The organism is Alteromonas sp. KUL150, assembly GCF_009811475.1.
Classification (GTDB): Bacteria; Pseudomonadota; Gammaproteobacteria; order Enterobacterales; family Alteromonadaceae; genus Alteromonas; species Alteromonas gracilis.
In genome coordinates, this window is sequence record NZ_BLIJ01000003.1 from 38,143 (window position 1) to 55,123 (window position 16,981).

At 39.8% G+C, this 16,981-nt stretch carries 12 protein-coding genes; 8 read left to right on the forward strand and 4 right to left on the reverse strand.

All coding sequences use genetic code 11. The annotated features are described in order from the left end of the window. Window positions 1-14 precede the first annotated feature (14 nt). The 3 genes from GVO62_RS00535 to GVO62_RS00545 form a co-directional block, all read right to left on the reverse strand. Entirely contained in the window at window positions 15-584 is a 570-nt protein-coding gene (locus tag GVO62_RS00535) for a hypothetical protein (protein ID WP_159117284.1), read from the reverse strand. Window positions 585-703: 119 nt separating this feature from the next. After that, window positions 704-2,641 (reverse strand): bifunctional diguanylate cyclase/phosphodiesterase, encoded by a 1,938-nt coding sequence (locus tag GVO62_RS00540; RefSeq protein WP_159117285.1) that lies wholly within the window; start codon window positions 2,639-2,641, stop codon window positions 704-706. After that, entirely contained in the window at window positions 2,641-3,321 is a 681-nt protein-coding gene (locus GVO62_RS00545) for a transglutaminase-like cysteine peptidase (protein ID WP_236547023.1), read from the reverse strand. Before GVO62_RS00545 ends, GVO62_RS00540 begins: the two co-directional genes overlap by 1 nt. Window positions 3,322-3,655: 334 nt before the next feature. On the opposite strand from GVO62_RS00545, the gene GVO62_RS00550 reads away from it, so the two are divergent. From GVO62_RS00550 to GVO62_RS00580, 7 genes are all read left to right on the forward strand, one after another. Further along, window positions 3,656-4,795 carry a glycosyltransferase gene (locus GVO62_RS00550; RefSeq protein WP_159117286.1) on the forward strand — a complete coding sequence of 380 codons (1,140 nt, stop codon included), beginning with the start codon at window positions 3,656-3,658 and terminating at the stop codon, window positions 4,793-4,795. Between the two features lie 2 nt (window positions 4,796-4,797). Continuing rightward, window positions 4,798-6,120: an O-antigen ligase family protein gene (locus GVO62_RS00555; protein ID WP_159117287.1), complete on the forward strand. Its 1,323-nt coding sequence runs from the start codon at window positions 4,798-4,800 to the stop codon at window positions 6,118-6,120. 4 nt (window positions 6,121-6,124) lie between these two features. Next, window positions 6,125-7,225, forward strand: coding sequence for a glycosyltransferase family 4 protein (locus GVO62_RS00560; protein WP_159117288.1), 1,101 nt, complete (start codon window positions 6,125-6,127; stop codon window positions 7,223-7,225). A 273-nt stretch (window positions 7,226-7,498) separates the two neighbouring features. Beyond that, window positions 7,499-9,010 carry an oligosaccharide flippase family protein gene (locus GVO62_RS00565; RefSeq protein WP_236547024.1) on the forward strand — a complete coding sequence of 504 codons (1,512 nt, stop codon included), beginning with the start codon at window positions 7,499-7,501 and terminating at the stop codon, window positions 9,008-9,010. After that, window positions 9,011-10,231 carry a glycosyltransferase gene (locus tag GVO62_RS00570; RefSeq protein ID WP_159117290.1) on the forward strand — a complete coding sequence of 407 codons (1,221 nt, stop codon included), beginning with the start codon at window positions 9,011-9,013 and terminating at the stop codon, window positions 10,229-10,231. 17 nt (window positions 10,232-10,248) lie between these two features. Beyond that, window positions 10,249-11,484 (forward strand): colanic acid biosynthesis pyruvyl transferase WcaK, encoded by a 1,236-nt coding sequence (gene wcaK / locus GVO62_RS00575; RefSeq protein ID WP_159117291.1) that lies wholly within the window; start codon window positions 10,249-10,251, stop codon window positions 11,482-11,484. Window positions 11,485-11,622: 138 nt separating this feature from the next. Beyond that, window positions 11,623-12,261, forward strand: a complete 639-nt coding sequence (locus tag GVO62_RS00580; protein WP_159117292.1) for a hypothetical protein — start codon at window positions 11,623-11,625, stop codon at window positions 12,259-12,261. 813 nt (window positions 12,262-13,074) lie between these two features. Here the strand turns inward: GVO62_RS00580 and GVO62_RS00585 are convergent. Further along, entirely contained in the window at window positions 13,075-15,549 is a 2,475-nt protein-coding gene (locus GVO62_RS00585; protein WP_201282636.1) for a right-handed parallel beta-helix repeat-containing protein, read from the reverse strand. Between the two features lie 325 nt (window positions 15,550-15,874). On the opposite strand from GVO62_RS00585, the gene GVO62_RS00590 reads away from it, so the two are divergent. Further along, complete coding sequence (locus tag GVO62_RS00590) at window positions 15,875-16,972, forward strand: glycosyltransferase (RefSeq protein ID WP_159117293.1); 1,098 nt, start codon at window positions 15,875-15,877, stop codon at window positions 16,970-16,972. Window positions 16,973-16,981 lie beyond the last annotated feature (9 nt).

Below are 16,981 nucleotides of genomic sequence, written 5' to 3' on the forward strand. Positions count from 1 at the left end.
CCAATAAGACCGCTTTAGTTCGCTGAAATAGTTGTATCGCCGCCACCTGCACCAGCAGCACCAGTGCCTACACCCAGCGGAGAAAAGGTATTGCCAGCCGCGCCGGCCGCCGTCGCAGTTAATGTGCTAGGGTCTACACCCGCATTGATAACCGCTAATAGCGCATCCTCTTCGCTGATAACCTGCATCTGAAGGGCAATGTTGTAAATTTCATTAGCGTCTTCTGGGAACATTAAGACAGCAATTGTCACTACCTGTGATGGTTGATCAGGTAATTCACCAAAACCGGCTATCGCTAATTCGAAGCCTGTTGCGTTGTCATTCAAAAGCGCTACTAGAGACCGATAGGCTGCTTGATTTTCACTTAAGTACGATAAACCTGCAGCATCGAAAAACATACTTTCATTCAGCACTGCTTGGCTTACTTCTTCCGCAGCTTGTTCAATCGCCGCGCCTTCTTCAATTTCGGTAACCAAAAGGTTTCTTACTTGCAAACCAGGTACACTGCCTTCTTGTGCAAAAGAAAAGGTTGAGACAGCGATTAATGCGCTCAAAAGAACAGATAAAAAAACGTTGCTACGCATAACTTATCCTTAGATTAAAAACCTCGGGCTAGCTTCTTGCTAACACCATACTTTAACATTGTACAACAAGTGAACGGGCGAGGTCTCGTTTTTGTTGTACCACTTTCCGCTTCCACCAATTAATATTGCCACAAGGCTGGTTTTGCAAAATAAAAGCCTTGTTGGTATGCAACATCTAATCGGCTCAACGCAACTGACTCTGCTTCATTTTCAACAAGTTCGGCAATAACGTTAATATTTAATCCACGAGCGATACTCAATAAACTCGTCACAAAAAGCTGACTGTCTTTGTCTGCGTGAATATCTTTTGTTAGTTTGCCGGAAATTTTTACAAAATGAGGCTGTATAGCCCTCAACCCAGCTAACGATGCAAGATTGTCTCCAAAATGCTCAATCGTTATCTTACAGCCCAAATTTACTAACGATTTGCAAAACGATATTGCATCGTCCTTGTGGTGGATTAACGCAGAGTCTTCTAACTCGAACACCAATTGGGTGCAAAGCGCTGTATTTTGGTTCAACAGAGTTAATAACCATTGCCTGAAAGCAGCGTTAGCTAAAGATGCATTCGCAATATTAATCGCCACATTCCGTTTATTTTGCGCCAATTTATTAAGCACCAAGGTTACTACCAGCTTGTCCACTTCAGGAATTAAGTTTAAGCGCTCCGAGGCGGGAATAAGCTGCGACATAGGTATGGCATTACCACTGCTTTTTTCTTTAAAGCGCGCAAATGCTTCATAATAACTTGGCGCGTTTTTCTCAATATTCATAACAGGCTGAATAACAATGTCGGCGTATTGTTGCTCTAATATTTGGTTCAAGCGTTCTTTCCAGGCTGTATTACTGTGAATATGGGAAAGTTCCGATGCGAACTGCCAGCCGTTAGCTTGTTTGGTCGCGGCCATAAGAGCGCTGTCAGCGTTTTCCATAATCTCAGAAAAAGACTGCTCATCATTAAATTGCGCAGCGCCTATCCATACCGCTTTACTGCCATCTTTAATCGGATTGCAATGAGAAAGGCTAGTACTCAGTTCTTGCAAACGTGCCTCGCAATCTTGCTTGGTCATGGCTTCTGTTACCAAAACAAAATCGGCTCCTGACACTCTAAATAAAAACGCCGTTTCTTGAATGCTGGAGGTGAAACTTTTAAGTTCATTGGCTACCGAAATGACATAATTATCGCCTTCTTGGGCGCCTAACGTTATATTAATAGCGTTAAGTTGAGCAAGACGTATTAATATGACATAACCCTCATCTGAAGTGGCTGTTTTGCTTAAAAGCGCCGTCATATGCCGTGAAAAGGCACTTCTGTTTTGCGTTCCGGTAAGGCTATCTTCATAAGCTTGAATTCTATACTGCTCTGCTTTTTGGGTGAGTTCTTTAAACATGGCCTCAACAGATGAAGAAAGCCGGTTTACCGCCTGGGTTATAAAAGAAAGTTCTTTGGTAAAAGGCTTGTAGTTTATGTGAGAAAACTTTTGGTTTTGTATATCTTCAATTTTGTTTACGACAATACGAAGCGGTTTTGTGATGGCAGTAATAATGAAAAGCAACGCAATGTAGGCAAAAACGAAGGCTGCAAAAAACATAAATGCACTTTGCTTAACACTTTCCCATAAAGTTTCATTGGCTAGCCTTGGGTGGCTTTGTACGGCGAGTTCTCCAGCCATTGTCCAACCATCGTTTAATTCGGTTTTTTCAACAGGTGGCGTAATTTCTACAATATCAGTAAACCAAGAAGGTACGGTATCAACGGTAGTTGGGTTGCGCTTTTCAATCAGTAAGTTACCTTCCATATCGGTAATGGTTATGTATTGGTAGAAACCTCTATCGAAAATAGCGTTTACCATGGTCTCGGCTACCGCAATGCCATTGTCTTCACTTAAGTATGGAGTGATAGATAGCCCCAACGAAGTCGCGGTATCTTGCGCGTGTGTGGCAAGCTGCTCGTTTACGTATTCTCTGGTTAGCTTTACATTAATCACGAAGGAACCGGCGAAAACCAATATTAAAAAAACGAGTAAGCTTGTACTTAATTGGGTAGATAGTCTCATTATTCTTCTTTATCTCCGTACATTACGCGGTCTAGCCGCTCTACCATATCGTCCCACATTTTCATTGGGCCACTGCCTCTTAATTTCCGGCCAGTGCCCATTGCTTTCGCGGCCCACAGTCCGTTACCGTTAAAACTATAAATGGGCGACAAATCTCTTCTTTTGTTAGCAGGCAAAATACGCCTGTTTATATTATCTAAAACAAGCGGGACAGAAGTAGGGGTTTCATAATACGCTAAAACCATGTGGGGTTGACGCAATTCCAATGCAGTAACATACATCAATCGCAATTGATCTTCAGAAATGCCAAGTTCAATTAAAGAGAAGTATTTCGCTATGGTGTAATCTTCACAATCGCCAGCACCGGTGGAAATGAACTCTATTGGCGTTGCCCAGTAGTCTTTTTGTTGCCAATGAACAAGATCGTCAACAAAATCAAAACGGTTAAAAAAGCGGTTTATTTCGTAAAGTTTTTCGTCTACGTCTTCGCTCTGTAACTCAGTTACTAATTGTCGCCATTTGGCTACGTTCTCACTAGCTTCAGTGCCGTAAATTGAATTGATGCGCGCATAAACTTGCTCTGTAAACACTGTTTTTTGTTGAGCAATGGGCGAGGTAATAGCCAATAAAGTACAGCTCACAACAAGAAGTGCGCGTAAAGTGCTAGATGCACTGCGCATTACTGTAAAGCCTTTTATAGATGACCATAAACGTTCTTTTTGGTGCAAACTGTTGGTACTTTATGCAAAAGATTAAGGCAAGTGTAAAAAATGTTTCACTACTACGCGGTAGTATCGCTTACCTAATGATGAGTTAATGATGGCAAAATTGATGGTAACTTAAAAGGTTTTTAAATTACTGAAAGAATTTTAATCTGAAATTGATCTATTTGGCATAAATCATGTTTAATTAAAGGTTTTGAGCAGATGTGCAGGTTGTTCGGGTTATTAAATTACACGCCATCTGGTATCATCGCTTAGTTATGTAGTAAATTTACAACGAAAAGGAACTTTCATGAAGTACTCAGCGCGTCCAGCGGTGTTTATCATTAATTCACTTGAAGGTGGTGGCGCTGAACGAGTAATGGTTAAGCTATTAACCATAATGCAATCTTATTTCGTTGCTAAAAACATTCCAGTACATCTTATTCTTCTCGACGACTTGCCCGAATCTCAAGTGTGCCCCGACTACGTAAACAAAATAGTGCTTAATTCCCAGGGCAGTTTAGTTTCAGGCTATCAACAGCTTAAGCCCGTTTTAGCAAAACTAAACCCAGAGTATTGTTTTAGCTTCTTAACGCGAAGTAACTTCTTGAACGTTACGTTAGCTAAGCGCTTAAAGTTTAAAGCTATAATTAGCGAGCGAGTTAATACTACAAGCCACCTATCAGGCGGTATGAAAGATGGCGTAAGTCGCTTACTTGTTCGGCTGCTCTACAACAAAGCAGACAGCGTTGTAGCTGTATCTGAAGGCGTAAAAGCCGACCTTATCGAGAACTATGCAGTATCTAGCGATAAAATCTCGGTACTGTATAACCCTTACGATATTGAGCAGCTTCAAGTTCAGGCATCAGAGAGTGTTTCAGACTTACCCCCTAAGCCCTATGTAATTGGAGTAGGGCGCTTAGTTAAAAATAAAAACTTCTCTTTACTGCTTAAGGCCTATGCCAAAGCTAATATAGCCGAAAACTTGGTAATTCTGGGCGTGGGCGATGAAGAAGCCAACCTTAAAGCGCAAGCCAAAGAACTAGCAATTGATAGCAAGGTTCAGTTTCTTGGCTTTAAAGCAAACCCATACCCTTATTTAAGCAATGCCGAATACTTTGTAAGTACATCGAATGCTGAAGGGTTCCCTAACGCCATTGTTGAAGCTATGTGTTTAGAAAAAGCAGTAATAGCAACAAACTGTGAGTCGGGCCCTGCGGAAATTATTGCCGAGCAATATCCTTACAGCGTAACTGGCGCTAGTGAGGAAAAAAACGGTATTCTGTGTGAGTTAAATAACGCTGAAGGTGTTGCAAGTGCGTTAAACTCGTTCAGTGATGAAACCGTTCGGGTATCTTACGCTGCAAAGAGCAAAAGCTGTGCACAGCAATTTTCTTACAATGCCTTTCAAGAAAAAGTAATAACCATTATTGAAAAGGTTTGTAAATAAACATGTTCGAAGGGTTAAAGGTAGTTGTTGGCCTAATAAGCTTCATTATGGTGTATCGCACCATAACAGGGAACTGCAATAAATATTTAGCGTTTGCTATTTGCGCTATATGGTTGCGCTTCTTTTTGTCAGCGTTTCATACTATTACTTATCCTTCGTTGGTTGCGGGTTTTTCAATAAATGCGCTTTCAAGTATATCGGTTGCAGGGCTTGGGCTTTTCTTTTTACCGTTTGCAGTATTTACCTTACGTAAACTACTCCCTTTCTACTTTCTGTTTCTTGCCATTGCAATAAGTGGCTTTGTTAACATGTTGATTCCAGGCACCATAAATGTCCTAGTTAAATGGTGCTATTTCTTGGTGTTAACTGGGGCTATATTTTTATCTGTAAGGGCTCAAGGTCACAGTGTTACCTTTAAAAAGCTATTGGTGTGCTTTTTTATGCCTGTAGCAATGCAAGTGCTGTCTATAGTGCTTGGCGAAGTGAAAGCGACAGAGAACGATGGCTCGGCAAGCTATATTGGCGGGTACAACCACGAAGCAGCTTTTTCTATGATAATAGTTAGCTTCATCTTTGTACTAGGGTTAACAGAAAGAAACGCTATTAGGTTTCGAACCACACTTTTTACGATAGCGGTTTTCCTACTCATACTCGTTAATTACAGAACTGCAGTGTTAACAATTTTACCTATTGCTGCAATCTTCTATTACTCGTTAGTAGAGCAACGTTTGAAGCCTTCCCAAAAAGCCCCTGTTTTAACAGTGGTTTCAATGTTCCTTATTTTTGTTTTCGTGGCACTTTCTTTTACGATGAGAGAAAGGTTTGCCGACGTCGGAATGTTAGCGTCGAACTTAGACCTAATATTTAAAGCGCCTGCCTATTTTACTGAAGCTGAGAAAGACATTATGTCTTCAAGAGTATATTTGTGGAGCCAATATATAGATGCGCTAACAAATTCAGACTTGCTTCAACAATTAGTTGGTTATGGACCAGAGGCGTGGAACGGCGTTTTTAAGCATTATGCACATAACACGTATGTTTCTTACTTTTATGAATACGGATACATAGGGCTGTTCTCGTTTCTTTTCCTATGCTCGTATTCTTTAATTATCACCGCTGGCGTAAAAGACAAACGCTTGTCAAAAATCCTGCCACTCTCTTTGATTGGCTTTCTAACAATGAATTTAGCAACAATGCCACTATGGAATATAGAAGGGCTAATATTCTTCGCAATTTTGATAGGCGTTTCTTTAGGCAATACTGCCCCTGCCAAAGCGCGGTATAGTTTTAGAAACCAGTTAGCAACATTAACTACAACGGATTAGTTTTATGAAGATATGCGCAATAGGTCTACGCGGTATCCCAGATGTTATGGGAGGGATAGAGTCTCATTGCCAACAGCTTTACCCGAAAATGGTAAGGCAAGGAGCTAGGGTCACGGTTTTAGCGCGCTCGCCTTATGTAAGTCAGAAGCGATATGAATATGAGGGTGTAGAAGTTATTAGTGTTTGGGCGCTAAGGCACAAATTGCTAGAAACCTTCTTACACACCTTCATCGCTATTATTTACGCCAGACTTTTTGTAAAACCAGATATTGTGCATTTGCATGCTATAGGACCGGCACTATTCACTCCATTAGCACGGTTGCTTGGTATGAAGGTCATGGTTACGCACCATGGGGCAGACTACGACAGGCAAAAGTGGAGTCCATTCGCCAAAAAGGTACTAAAGTTTGGCGAAAAAATGGGTATAAATTATGGGAACGCAGTTTTAGTTGTGGGGAAGACCTTAACAGAACAGCTGAAAATACGTTTCCCGCATGACTCAAATAAACTCCAATACGTTCCCAATGGAATGCTACCGAAGTTTGCCGAGGATGTTTCAGACTCTTTTCTTCCAGTAGATCTTGGGTTGCAACCGCATAACTATGTACTCGCAGTGGGTAGATTAGTGCCTGAAAAAGGGTTTCATGATCTTGTACAAGCTTACAAAAAATCAGGAATAGCGGAACCTTTAGTAATTGTCGGTGATGCGGATCACGTTGACGAATATGCATCAACGTTGTTAAACAATAGAGCTGAAAAAGTGATATTCGCAGGCCGTCGAAGCGGAAATGAATTGCATGCCTTGTTCAAATACGCAAAAGTATTTGTTTTACCTTCGTATCATGAGGGGCTTCCTATTGTAGCGTTGGAAGCAATTAGTGCAGGAACGCCAGTTTTATTGAGCGACATATTCCCTAATAAAGATATAGAGGCTAAAAGAGATAGCTATTTTCGTGTTGGGGATATTGAAGAGCTTTCGACTAAACTTGGTAAGTTAGCAAGTTTAGATTTAAAACTAGACCAGCAAAGTTTCTTATCTCGATTTGATTGGGAAAACATTGCTGAAACAACTACCTCTATCGTAAGACGAATCGCAAGAAGATAAAGAATAGGTTCATGGTAATGACCTAAATGGCTATTGAAGCAATTTGTACTTAGAAACTTCTTTCAATAAAAGTGATTTATTTGTGGCTTGTAAGAATCTATCACCTTGCGCTAAGACGTCAGACATGAAGCCATGAAAAAGTCAGGCTGTCTAAGATGTTTTTGTCAGAAAAGAAATTGGCAGCAATGCAGTGAGGTCGCAAAGCTATATTACGAACAGTAGAAAGGCTTTTTTCATAGAAAGCATTGTTCTTAAAGAATTGCATATTTCGGAATGTATTTAGCTAACACTGCAGCGCTAAGATTTAATAAGACTTCACCTTTTTCTAAAACCAAAGAATCTAATAAGGGAAAATTTACATTGAGTAGATTAGTAAGTGCCACTTCATGGACAACCTTAGCTACAGTAGTTAATCTACTTTTAACAATGGCGCAACTCGCTGTACTCGTGCGTATTATTACACCGTCAGTATTTGGCCAGTTTGCCGTTGTTAATATGGTGATAGAGGTATTTGTTGCTTTCGCTTTGGGAGGAATCTCAAACTTTCTAGTATACAAAAAGAATGCCGACCAGCCTACGAGTAATGCTATATATTTTCTTGCTCTCGGGATAGGCGGAATCTTCACCTTAGTCTTATTTTTATTAACCCCTTTTTTAGCAACTGCGCTTGGTTATGAAAGCATAGTACAAGAGCTTAGGTTAGCAACAGTTTTATTGGTGATTTCTTCTCTCGCTTCGCAATATCAAGCTGTCGGAATGAAGAATTTTCATCACCAGCGTGTTGCACAAGTAGATATTATCGCGAAAATTCTATCCTTTATTTTTGCAATTAGCTTTAGTCATTTAGACTTACTATGCCTGGTGGGAGCTATTGTCATTTATCAGCTAGTTCGACTGGTTGGGTTCATGATTGTTTTGGGCAAAGAAGTAAACTTATCTACTAAAGTAAATACTTCTATTTATCGCGAAGCTTTCAATTATGGAATATTTGACTTTGGCTCACAAGCTCTCAATATCGTTAGAAGGCAACTTGACGTTATAATTCTTGCTGTAACTCTTCCAAGTAGCGAATTAGGGGTATATCACGTCATAAAGCAACTAGCTAGCAGACCTGCGCAAGCATTACAGCCTATTATAGGCAAAGTCGCGTTACCAGCCTTCGCGGAAGTAAAAGAAGACCAAACGCGATTCGCTAGAGTCTATAAAGACTTTTTTATACTACAGCTGTTTGTATTAGCGATTATCTACATACCTGTGATAATTACATCAGATTTAGTAACTGAGCTGTTCTTCGGTCCCGATTTCGTACAACACAGCTGGGTATTATCAATACTTGCGGTATTTTGGTTCGTTCGTGTAGCTAGTTCTAATTTAGTCGGGCCGCTGGTTCAAGCTACTGGTTATACTAAGAGAAATTTCCTTTGGAACGTGATTCTAATTTTACCCAACACTCTAGTTATTTATGCGTCCTCACAGTATGGGGTTGTCTCATTGGTTTTAGCAATGACTGTGTTCCAGCTTATACTGTTTCCTATCGTTAATTATTACTTCATATTATTTATTACTAAAGTAAGTTTTTCATTTTCTCTCAGAAACATGGTTATCGTTGTGCTCTCTCTGGCAGCCCCGCTAAGCATATTGAAGTATTCTATTTTGCCGCTAATACCTGAAATATTCTTGGTAAAAGAAGTTGTCGTGGCGTTACTCACATTTGCTGTGGCCGCTATGTTGTTAGTTTTCTTCAAAGAGTTAAAAAGCTCTCTTATAAGAGTAAAAGGATTTTAAATGTCGATTTCCAAAAAAGTTTACTTTTTTGTACGGACCTTCCCCGTATTATCGCAAACGTTTGTGCTTAACCAAGTAAAAGATCTTAAAGACGAAGGGTTAGACGTACATGTTTTGGCAGTTAACCCAATTAACGATACTTCTTCGGTTTTAAGTTCCATATTTGGAAAGGATGTGAATGAAAAAGTAACATCAATTTTACCGGAGCCACACTCGAAAAAATCGTGGATTGTTATGCTTCTGGGGGCATTGTTTTGTGCCTGTGCTAAGCGGCGTTGGCCGATTATAGGGCTAGCGAGCAGGCTGGCAAGAAAGAAAAATTTTTTCTCGGCAAAAGACTTACTATGTTTAGCTTGGCATTTACGGAACAAGAATATTGTTATGGAAAATTGCATAGCGCACTTTGGAAGTAATGGTGTAGTACTAGATTATTTTCGAAAAGCTAAGCTCATCGACTGCGAAAATTTATTTACAGTTTTTCATGGTTATGAAATTAGTCGATATGACCAGTTGAAACTATGGGAAGAAGAATACGGAAAGTTAGGCGGAAAGTTACTACCTATTAGCGAGCATTGGGCTGAATCTTTAGTTAGTTTTGGAGCTAATAAGTCGAGCATAGAAGTCGTCCATATGGGAGTAGATGTAGATACTTTTTCTTTTAGTGATAAGGAACTGTCCTCACCACTTCAGGTGCTTTCAGTTGCGCGAGCGACCGAAAAGAAAGGGCTCAAATACGCTATTGATGCAATATTAAATTCAGAACTGGATGTTCATCTAACTTTGATAGGAGACGGTAAATTATTGCCAAGTCTCAGAGTAATGGTTGAACAACATTCTAATAAAAGTCGCATAACTTTTCTGGGTGCCTGCCCTCCTGAACGAGTTTCATCTGAATTGAAAAAAACCGATTTATTTTTGCTGCCTTCAGTTCAAGATAGCATGGGTGATAAAGAGGGTATTCCAGTGTCATTAATGGAAGCCATGGCTAGTGGAGTGATCGTGCTGTCTACAATTCATAGTGGTATTCCTGAACTTATTGACGATGGTGTTTCAGGTTTTCTGGTTCCAGAACGTGATGCTTTAGCGATTCAGGAAAAGATGAAGGAAATAATAAAGAACCCGACACTTTCTCTTGTAAGGGAAAATGCGCGTGCAAAAGTTGACAATGAATTTAATGCAGCGACGTTAAGCAAACAATTACTATCGCTAATAACAAAATAGAACGGATTTTAAATCGTATGAAAGTACTAATTATAGGCAATCACACATGTGGCAATAGAGGCGATGGTGCAATTATCAGAGGCCTCGTTGAGGAGCTAGAGCAGCAAATACCAAACATTGAATTGGAATTAATGTCGCGCTTTCCAACTAGTTCAGAGATACTGTTGTCTCGTCCGTTCAGAAGTGACTGGCTTTACAAGTATCAGCCTTATAGCGGGGGGCTGAAGTCTAAAATTAAAAATAGGATTCATAAGCCTATATTATTAGAAATACTGATTTCTTCTGCGCGTTCGGGGAATATGCACAACAGTCTGCCTACCAAGTTTAAAGAGTACATCACGGAGCTTCAAAATTTTGATTATGTAATTCAGGTTGGGGGCTCTTTCTTCGTTGATTTATACGGAGTCGGTCAATTCCATCATGCGTTATGCGCTCTGGCAGCTAAGGTTCCTCTTCTTATTTTAGGTCATTCAGTTGGACCGTTTGAGAATGACAAGTTTTGTGAAGTATCTGAGCTTGTATTTAGTCGAGCAAAAGTGCTCGGACTACGTGAGTCGGTAAGTAAAGCGCTGTTGGAAGAAAAATTTGAATTACCAGCATGCTATGTAGAAGGTGCCGATACAGCGTGGCTCGTTAAAAATGATGTAGTAGAGATAGAAAATAAATCGTTAATTGAGTTTGTTGAACGTAGCAAAACTGTGGCGATAACCCTGAGAGAACTGAAACCATTTGATAAGCGACTAGGTGTTACTCAAGAAGAGTACGAGAGAAGCTTCGCTACACTTTGCAATTCTTTGATTGAAGATGGATATCAAATATTAGCTTGTTCTACTTGCACTGGAATCGAAGGCTATCAAAAAGATGACAGAATGGTGGCATTTAAAGTCGGTAAGCTAATTAAAAACCAAGAAATGTTTAAAATTGTAATGGATGAGCTTAACGATGTTGAACTAGGTACTTTAATAGGTAAATGTACATTGACTATTGGTACACGCCTACACAGTGCAATTATCTCTATGAACTTTGGAACTCCAGCTTTTGCTCTTAACTATGAACATAAGTCTGAGGGAATTATGAACCAATTGGGCTTGCCGCATTTTGGAGTTCCTATTTCCATGCTGATAGATGGAGTTTTGATAGAGAAAGTCAGAACTACTCTCGGTAATGTAGACACGATTCGACAAGAAGTGGCTATTGCTGTTGAAAAGGAAAAGGAAAGAGCAAGAAATATGATCTTAAGTTCATTGAAATAAGTTGTGGTGTGTCTGATTATTTTACAATTTTAAAAAAAATTATTTTAACTTTATGAAATTATTGGAAAATAAAGTTGGTATTTATTTTGCTTGGTAAGAGTTAGTAATTGACCCATAGTTTTAGTCAAAGGAAGTACAATGAAAACATTATTTAAAGGCGCCTTTATATCAGCGCTTCTTGCATTCGGCAGTTTTGCAAATGCTTCAATTATAAATTTTAATGATTACGCGATATCGGGATACGCTACACAAGCTCGTAGCGGCTCTTCAACAGTTGAAGATGGCGGCTTTACATTATCTTTAGCGGGCAACTTGTGGGTAGATATTTTTTATAATTCTGTTCTCACTTCAGATTCTATTTTGAACTTCACCTTTGAAGCTACAGGTTTAAATGCTGAGCTTTACGGTATCGGTTTCGATAATGATGAAAATTACGCAGCGGGTCAGTCTGAAAACTTTGGGTTTATCGGCGGAACGCAAGCGTCTGAGCTAGTAACCGCGAACCTTTTTTCTGACTATGAAAGTGGTGATGGTGTTGTAAGTTTTTCAATTAACATTGGTGACTACGTTACAGGTTCTTTTAATAGACTTATATTCATCTTAGATAATGATGCTCAGCAGTCAGGGTCTTTCGCGTCTTTTACCAATGTTGAAATTTGCGATAATATCCTTGTATGTCAAACTTCTTCTGTAACCTCGGTTTCAGAGCCTAGCCATTTGGGTTTTGCTGGCTTAGCATTGTTAATGATAGGCGCTCTTAGAAGAAAATTTAAGTAAAATCTTTAAAAAGATCGAGCTAATGAGATGACCTGTAAAATTGGGTTCACTTCTCAGTACTAACCAGGGCCTGATTTTGATATTGTATCAAAATCAGGTCTTTTATTTTTAATTCAATACGTTCATTATTGCAATAGTTTCTGTATTATTGTGCGTTTGCAATGAGTTCATTCGCGTCTTTGAATGTTTCATTGTGGTACATCTCAGTTTTTAATATGCCGAGAAATTCTCTTAAAAGGCATTGCCTAAGCAGCCCGTGCTCTTTCAGATAGTTGGTATTGTTTACTTTGATATTACGAAGCTTGGTCAGGTTGAGTAAGGGTCTTCATTTGCTTCAGTAGCTTTTTTGTCGCGGTTCTGAATATCAGCGTGAGATTAACACAACAGATGTTCGTACCTTGCAGTTAAACACCTCTTGATTAAACAGATGTTTTATCGGATCTATACTTTTCTGGTCGTTGACTTTAAATTCTATCATGTTGGTCTCCCAATTTGGGCCTTGCTTCTTTTCCATAATTTCGAGCTAAAGGCATTTCCAGCAATTATGCGGTAGCCATATCGCATAGATATCTGTACTTTTAAGCGTAAGTCAGTGTTGGAACGAGGCGGTTTATGCTGCCGAATCGATGAAGATTTACAATGGAATGAAATAGTACCTAGCACTAGATATGAAACCTCACAAAGCGGTGCATAACGTAAAAGGTAAGCTGCGGGCGCTAGCCTAGCAACTGTCTGCCTAGATCAGGATAACACTCTCAAAGGTCATGTATTGTCTTAAAGCATTTATTAATTTTATAAAAAATATTTATTAAATTAATTGGTTACGTTTATTTTTCTAAATACGGCCCTATCCCTATTTCGCAACTTTCCAATATCGTCGTTATCAAGTAAAAGTATCAAATAATTCACTTCACCTTTTACATATTGCCCAATAGGAAAAGAGATAGTACTGACGTCAGGGGTAAAAGAGTCTTCACCTCTGATTCCCCACGCTTGTTTTCCGTAAAACTTAACTACTCTAGAACTATTTAATTTAGTATCCGTTTCAAAGCCAATTCCAACTATCTCGGGGCTACCTTCTACTTCAAGTTCTAGTTCTAATACAGAGTCTTCACTTAAAGTGTAGCCAATTGGAAACATTTGCCAGTTGTTGCCGGTTAAAGTAACTGTATTGTCGTCTGTAATTGTAGTAGTCCCGTAGCGATACTGCTTAGGAAAGCCGGTATGCTCAATTTCGCTTGCTTTAAATTCCCATACTGTTGGCGACTGTTCTATAACGGCTTGTAAGTTTACTTCCCAGGAAAAGTTAGGGATTTTAAATTCTTCGGGTACATATAGCGTAGGTTCAGATGAGCTTTGCAGCGATTCGATGTATGAAAAGTCATCAGAGTAGGGGTGTTCAATAACGTTATCTAAATTAAATTCATATCTTGCGTCACCTGTTCTTTCGTTGAAACAAAGGTCGTTAGTGCTAGTGCTACCTGAATACTTCTCTTTATCGAAGATACAATGCCCAACAGAATAACCAGTTTTTTCAGTAAATATTATATTGTTCTGGGTCGTAACCCAAAACGTAGTGTCGTTATCAACTCTGGATGCTGCAATACCGTTACGTTCCACATCAATCACATTTTCGAATACAAAAGTTTTACCTGCTGGCCTAGAAATTAAACCACCCGCCTTTATTGCAGTCCATTCTTTACCTGTTTCATCGCCTAAATTGTGTATGTAGTTGTGAAATATATAGCTAGGGCCTAACGTATTCGGCGCTATGCTAATACCAGCATAGCCTTGCTCCATTTCGTTGTCGTACACCAACACATTTTGTTGGCCGCCATCTATTTCTATTAAGTCATCATTTGCATAGGCTAGGTAGTTGCCATAGATAGCTGAGTTCTTAACGAAACCACCACGTCTTTCAAAATTTTTTCTGCCCTCAATAACGTCGTTGAACCTATGGTTCGGTGCTCCATAAAAGCGATTGTTTCTAATAATGAATTCACCTCTGTAGGCATCACTGTCGTGGTATGCCCAAACTTGAAGCGCATTTGCACCTTTAGGGTGACCGACTGCCCAGCTATTCGCACCTAAGTTAGGGCTATGGACCTCACACTCTTCAATTACTGCTATACCACTTCGTTCTAGGTAAATACCGGAATCGTAATTAATAGGGGAGTTATTAGTGGTGCTTGAGTAGGCAATACCATCCCTTACATCTACCGCTTCTCTACCATACTCAGATACATTGCATCCTTTAATCCAGATATGGTGTGCTTTTTTTGCAAATATCCCGTAACGCTGACCGCCTTTAACCGTAAGGTTTTCTAGCATTACGTATGAGTTGTTACCGATATTCACAGCAGCGAGTACATCGCTGCCAGCTTCAATAACGGGGCCGTCGCCTATAATTTTCGCGTAGCCATCTGCGCTACCTTGAATATTGAGCGCCTCCAAGTCCAATTGACCGCCAGAGTAAATTTCAGAAAGGTAATAAACTTTGTTTGGGTCGATAGGGGGCGTATTAGGTTTTGTTGTTGTTTGAAAGGAATGTTTAACTATGTCGCCATAAGCATCTGTAATTGTCACTTCTATATGGTACGTAGTGTTTGCTTCTAGATACACTATACTTCCAGCGAACGACCCGTAAATTGGCTCCCATGCTAGGTCTAACCCTTCACGCCAATAAGTATCATCTTCGGCTCTAAACTTGACGGTGGCAGTACTTTCTTCATCTTGGCCGTAAATAACTAACCCTATCGAGTTAATAAGTGGGGTAGCAGTATCTTCAAAGCCAGAAGCCGAAGCAGCAAAAACTATTGAAGGGTCTAACCCTGCTGTTATTGCTGACTCGTAAATATCGTTTTTGCTTAAACCCGAGTATGTTGAAATTATTTTCATCCACTTTGCTGTATCAATAGGATATAAAGCGAACAGTGCAGAGGCTTGGTTAGAGGTTATATTGGCAAACAGCCTTTTCTTTGCATCTTCACTAAGTGATGGCTTTCGTGATAATACTTTTTGCTTATACAACTGGGCTATCTCGACTTCGTACTTCTCTACAACGGTTGATAGGCGTTTCGGGCCTTTGTAATTAGCTAGTAATGAATTTACGGTATTATTATCACTAATATTCGCGTGAACATAGTTATATAAGATATCACCGGGTTGGCCGCTCTTTGTATAACCTTTATCATTCTTGTTCACTGTGGCACAAGAAAGCATTAGAAACGGCAGTAAACCAATAAAAGCGAAGCGAAAAATAGATGGCTTTGAGTTAGCAGAGTGCATGGTATATCTCTATAGATTGAAAAGCATGAAAGGAAAACTAGGGCTGTATTAAAAGGGTAGTGCTAACGTTGGTACGTAGCAAGGCGGTGGCTGGGATCTTTACAATATTAGTTTGCTTCTGCTGGTAAAACAGCCAGCTTTGTTCAGGTTCTTTTGAGTTTTGGAAAAAACGGAATCTAAATTGCTTCACATAAAGTAGTTAAATAAGCTAATTAATGATTGTTCGATTCACACCTATTACGAGAACATTCTTTTAATTCAATCTGGTATACTCACTTGTATACCGGACAAAGCAATTGCTTCTATGCACTAAAATGGAAATTTTATGAAGAAAAAAGTAGCCGTTATTCACCCTGAGGCAGGGTTTTCATCAAGCGGCGGATCTCAACTCAGTGCGTATGAAATGGCGGAACATCTTGCCACATTTTTTGACATAAAGCTTTTAAGCTCATCCAAATGTAGTGAACATAGTGTTGTTATCCCCTGTATTCCCAGAGGGAAAGTGAAAAAAGCACAGCGTAATAAATCCATTAACTGGTTGCTAACGCGCTTTGTTTCTAATCCATCTTTGCTTATCGAGTCGCTAACTAGCTTTCTCACTTACACGCCATATTTAATGTTTAAGCGATGTGATGTCATTTACCCCAATAACGATTATGGGGGCTTGGCAGTAGCAGCAGTAATTAGAAAGCTATTTAAAACGCCTATTCTTTATACCGAAAGGGCAGGGATGGTATCGAACGGTAAAGTATTACGTCGCAATTTGAAATTTAAGCCCGACTGTTTGGTTGTGTTCAACCAAGAAACCAAAGAGTATGTTCATTCTATAGCGCCAGAACAACGGGTAGAGATTATCCCTAACGGTGTAAACTTAGCTAAATTCAGCCCACAAGGCGAGAAATATGAGCATGGTTTACAGGGCAAAGTGTTATTAACTGTTGGTGCGTTAAATAGGCAAAATCACAAGCGTATACATTTGGCTATTGAGGCAGTAAGCCAGTTAACCGATGTCTCGTTACTTATCTGTGGTGATGGCCCGGATGTACAGTACTTTAAAGATCTTTGTACTCAAAAGTTAGGCGCACAACGCTTTAAAATTGTTAAAGTCGATTTCGCTGATATTCCCAATGTTTATCGTTCAGTTGATGCATTTACACTACCATCTGAAGACGAGCCTTTTGGGCGAGTATACCTAGAAGCAATGGCAAGCGGGTTGCCTGTTGTGGCTACAGACGATTCCATGCGCAGAACACTAGTAGGTAAAGCTGGGGTGGTTTGTGATGTTGAAAATATTGAAGAGTACGCTGCCGCTATAGCCACTACCTTATCAACCGACTGGGCAAATGCGCCGATAGAACAGGCAGCTGATTTTAGTTGGGAGAGCGTGGCCGAGCGCTATGCAGAGGTAATAAACACTTTATAACGCCTCTGT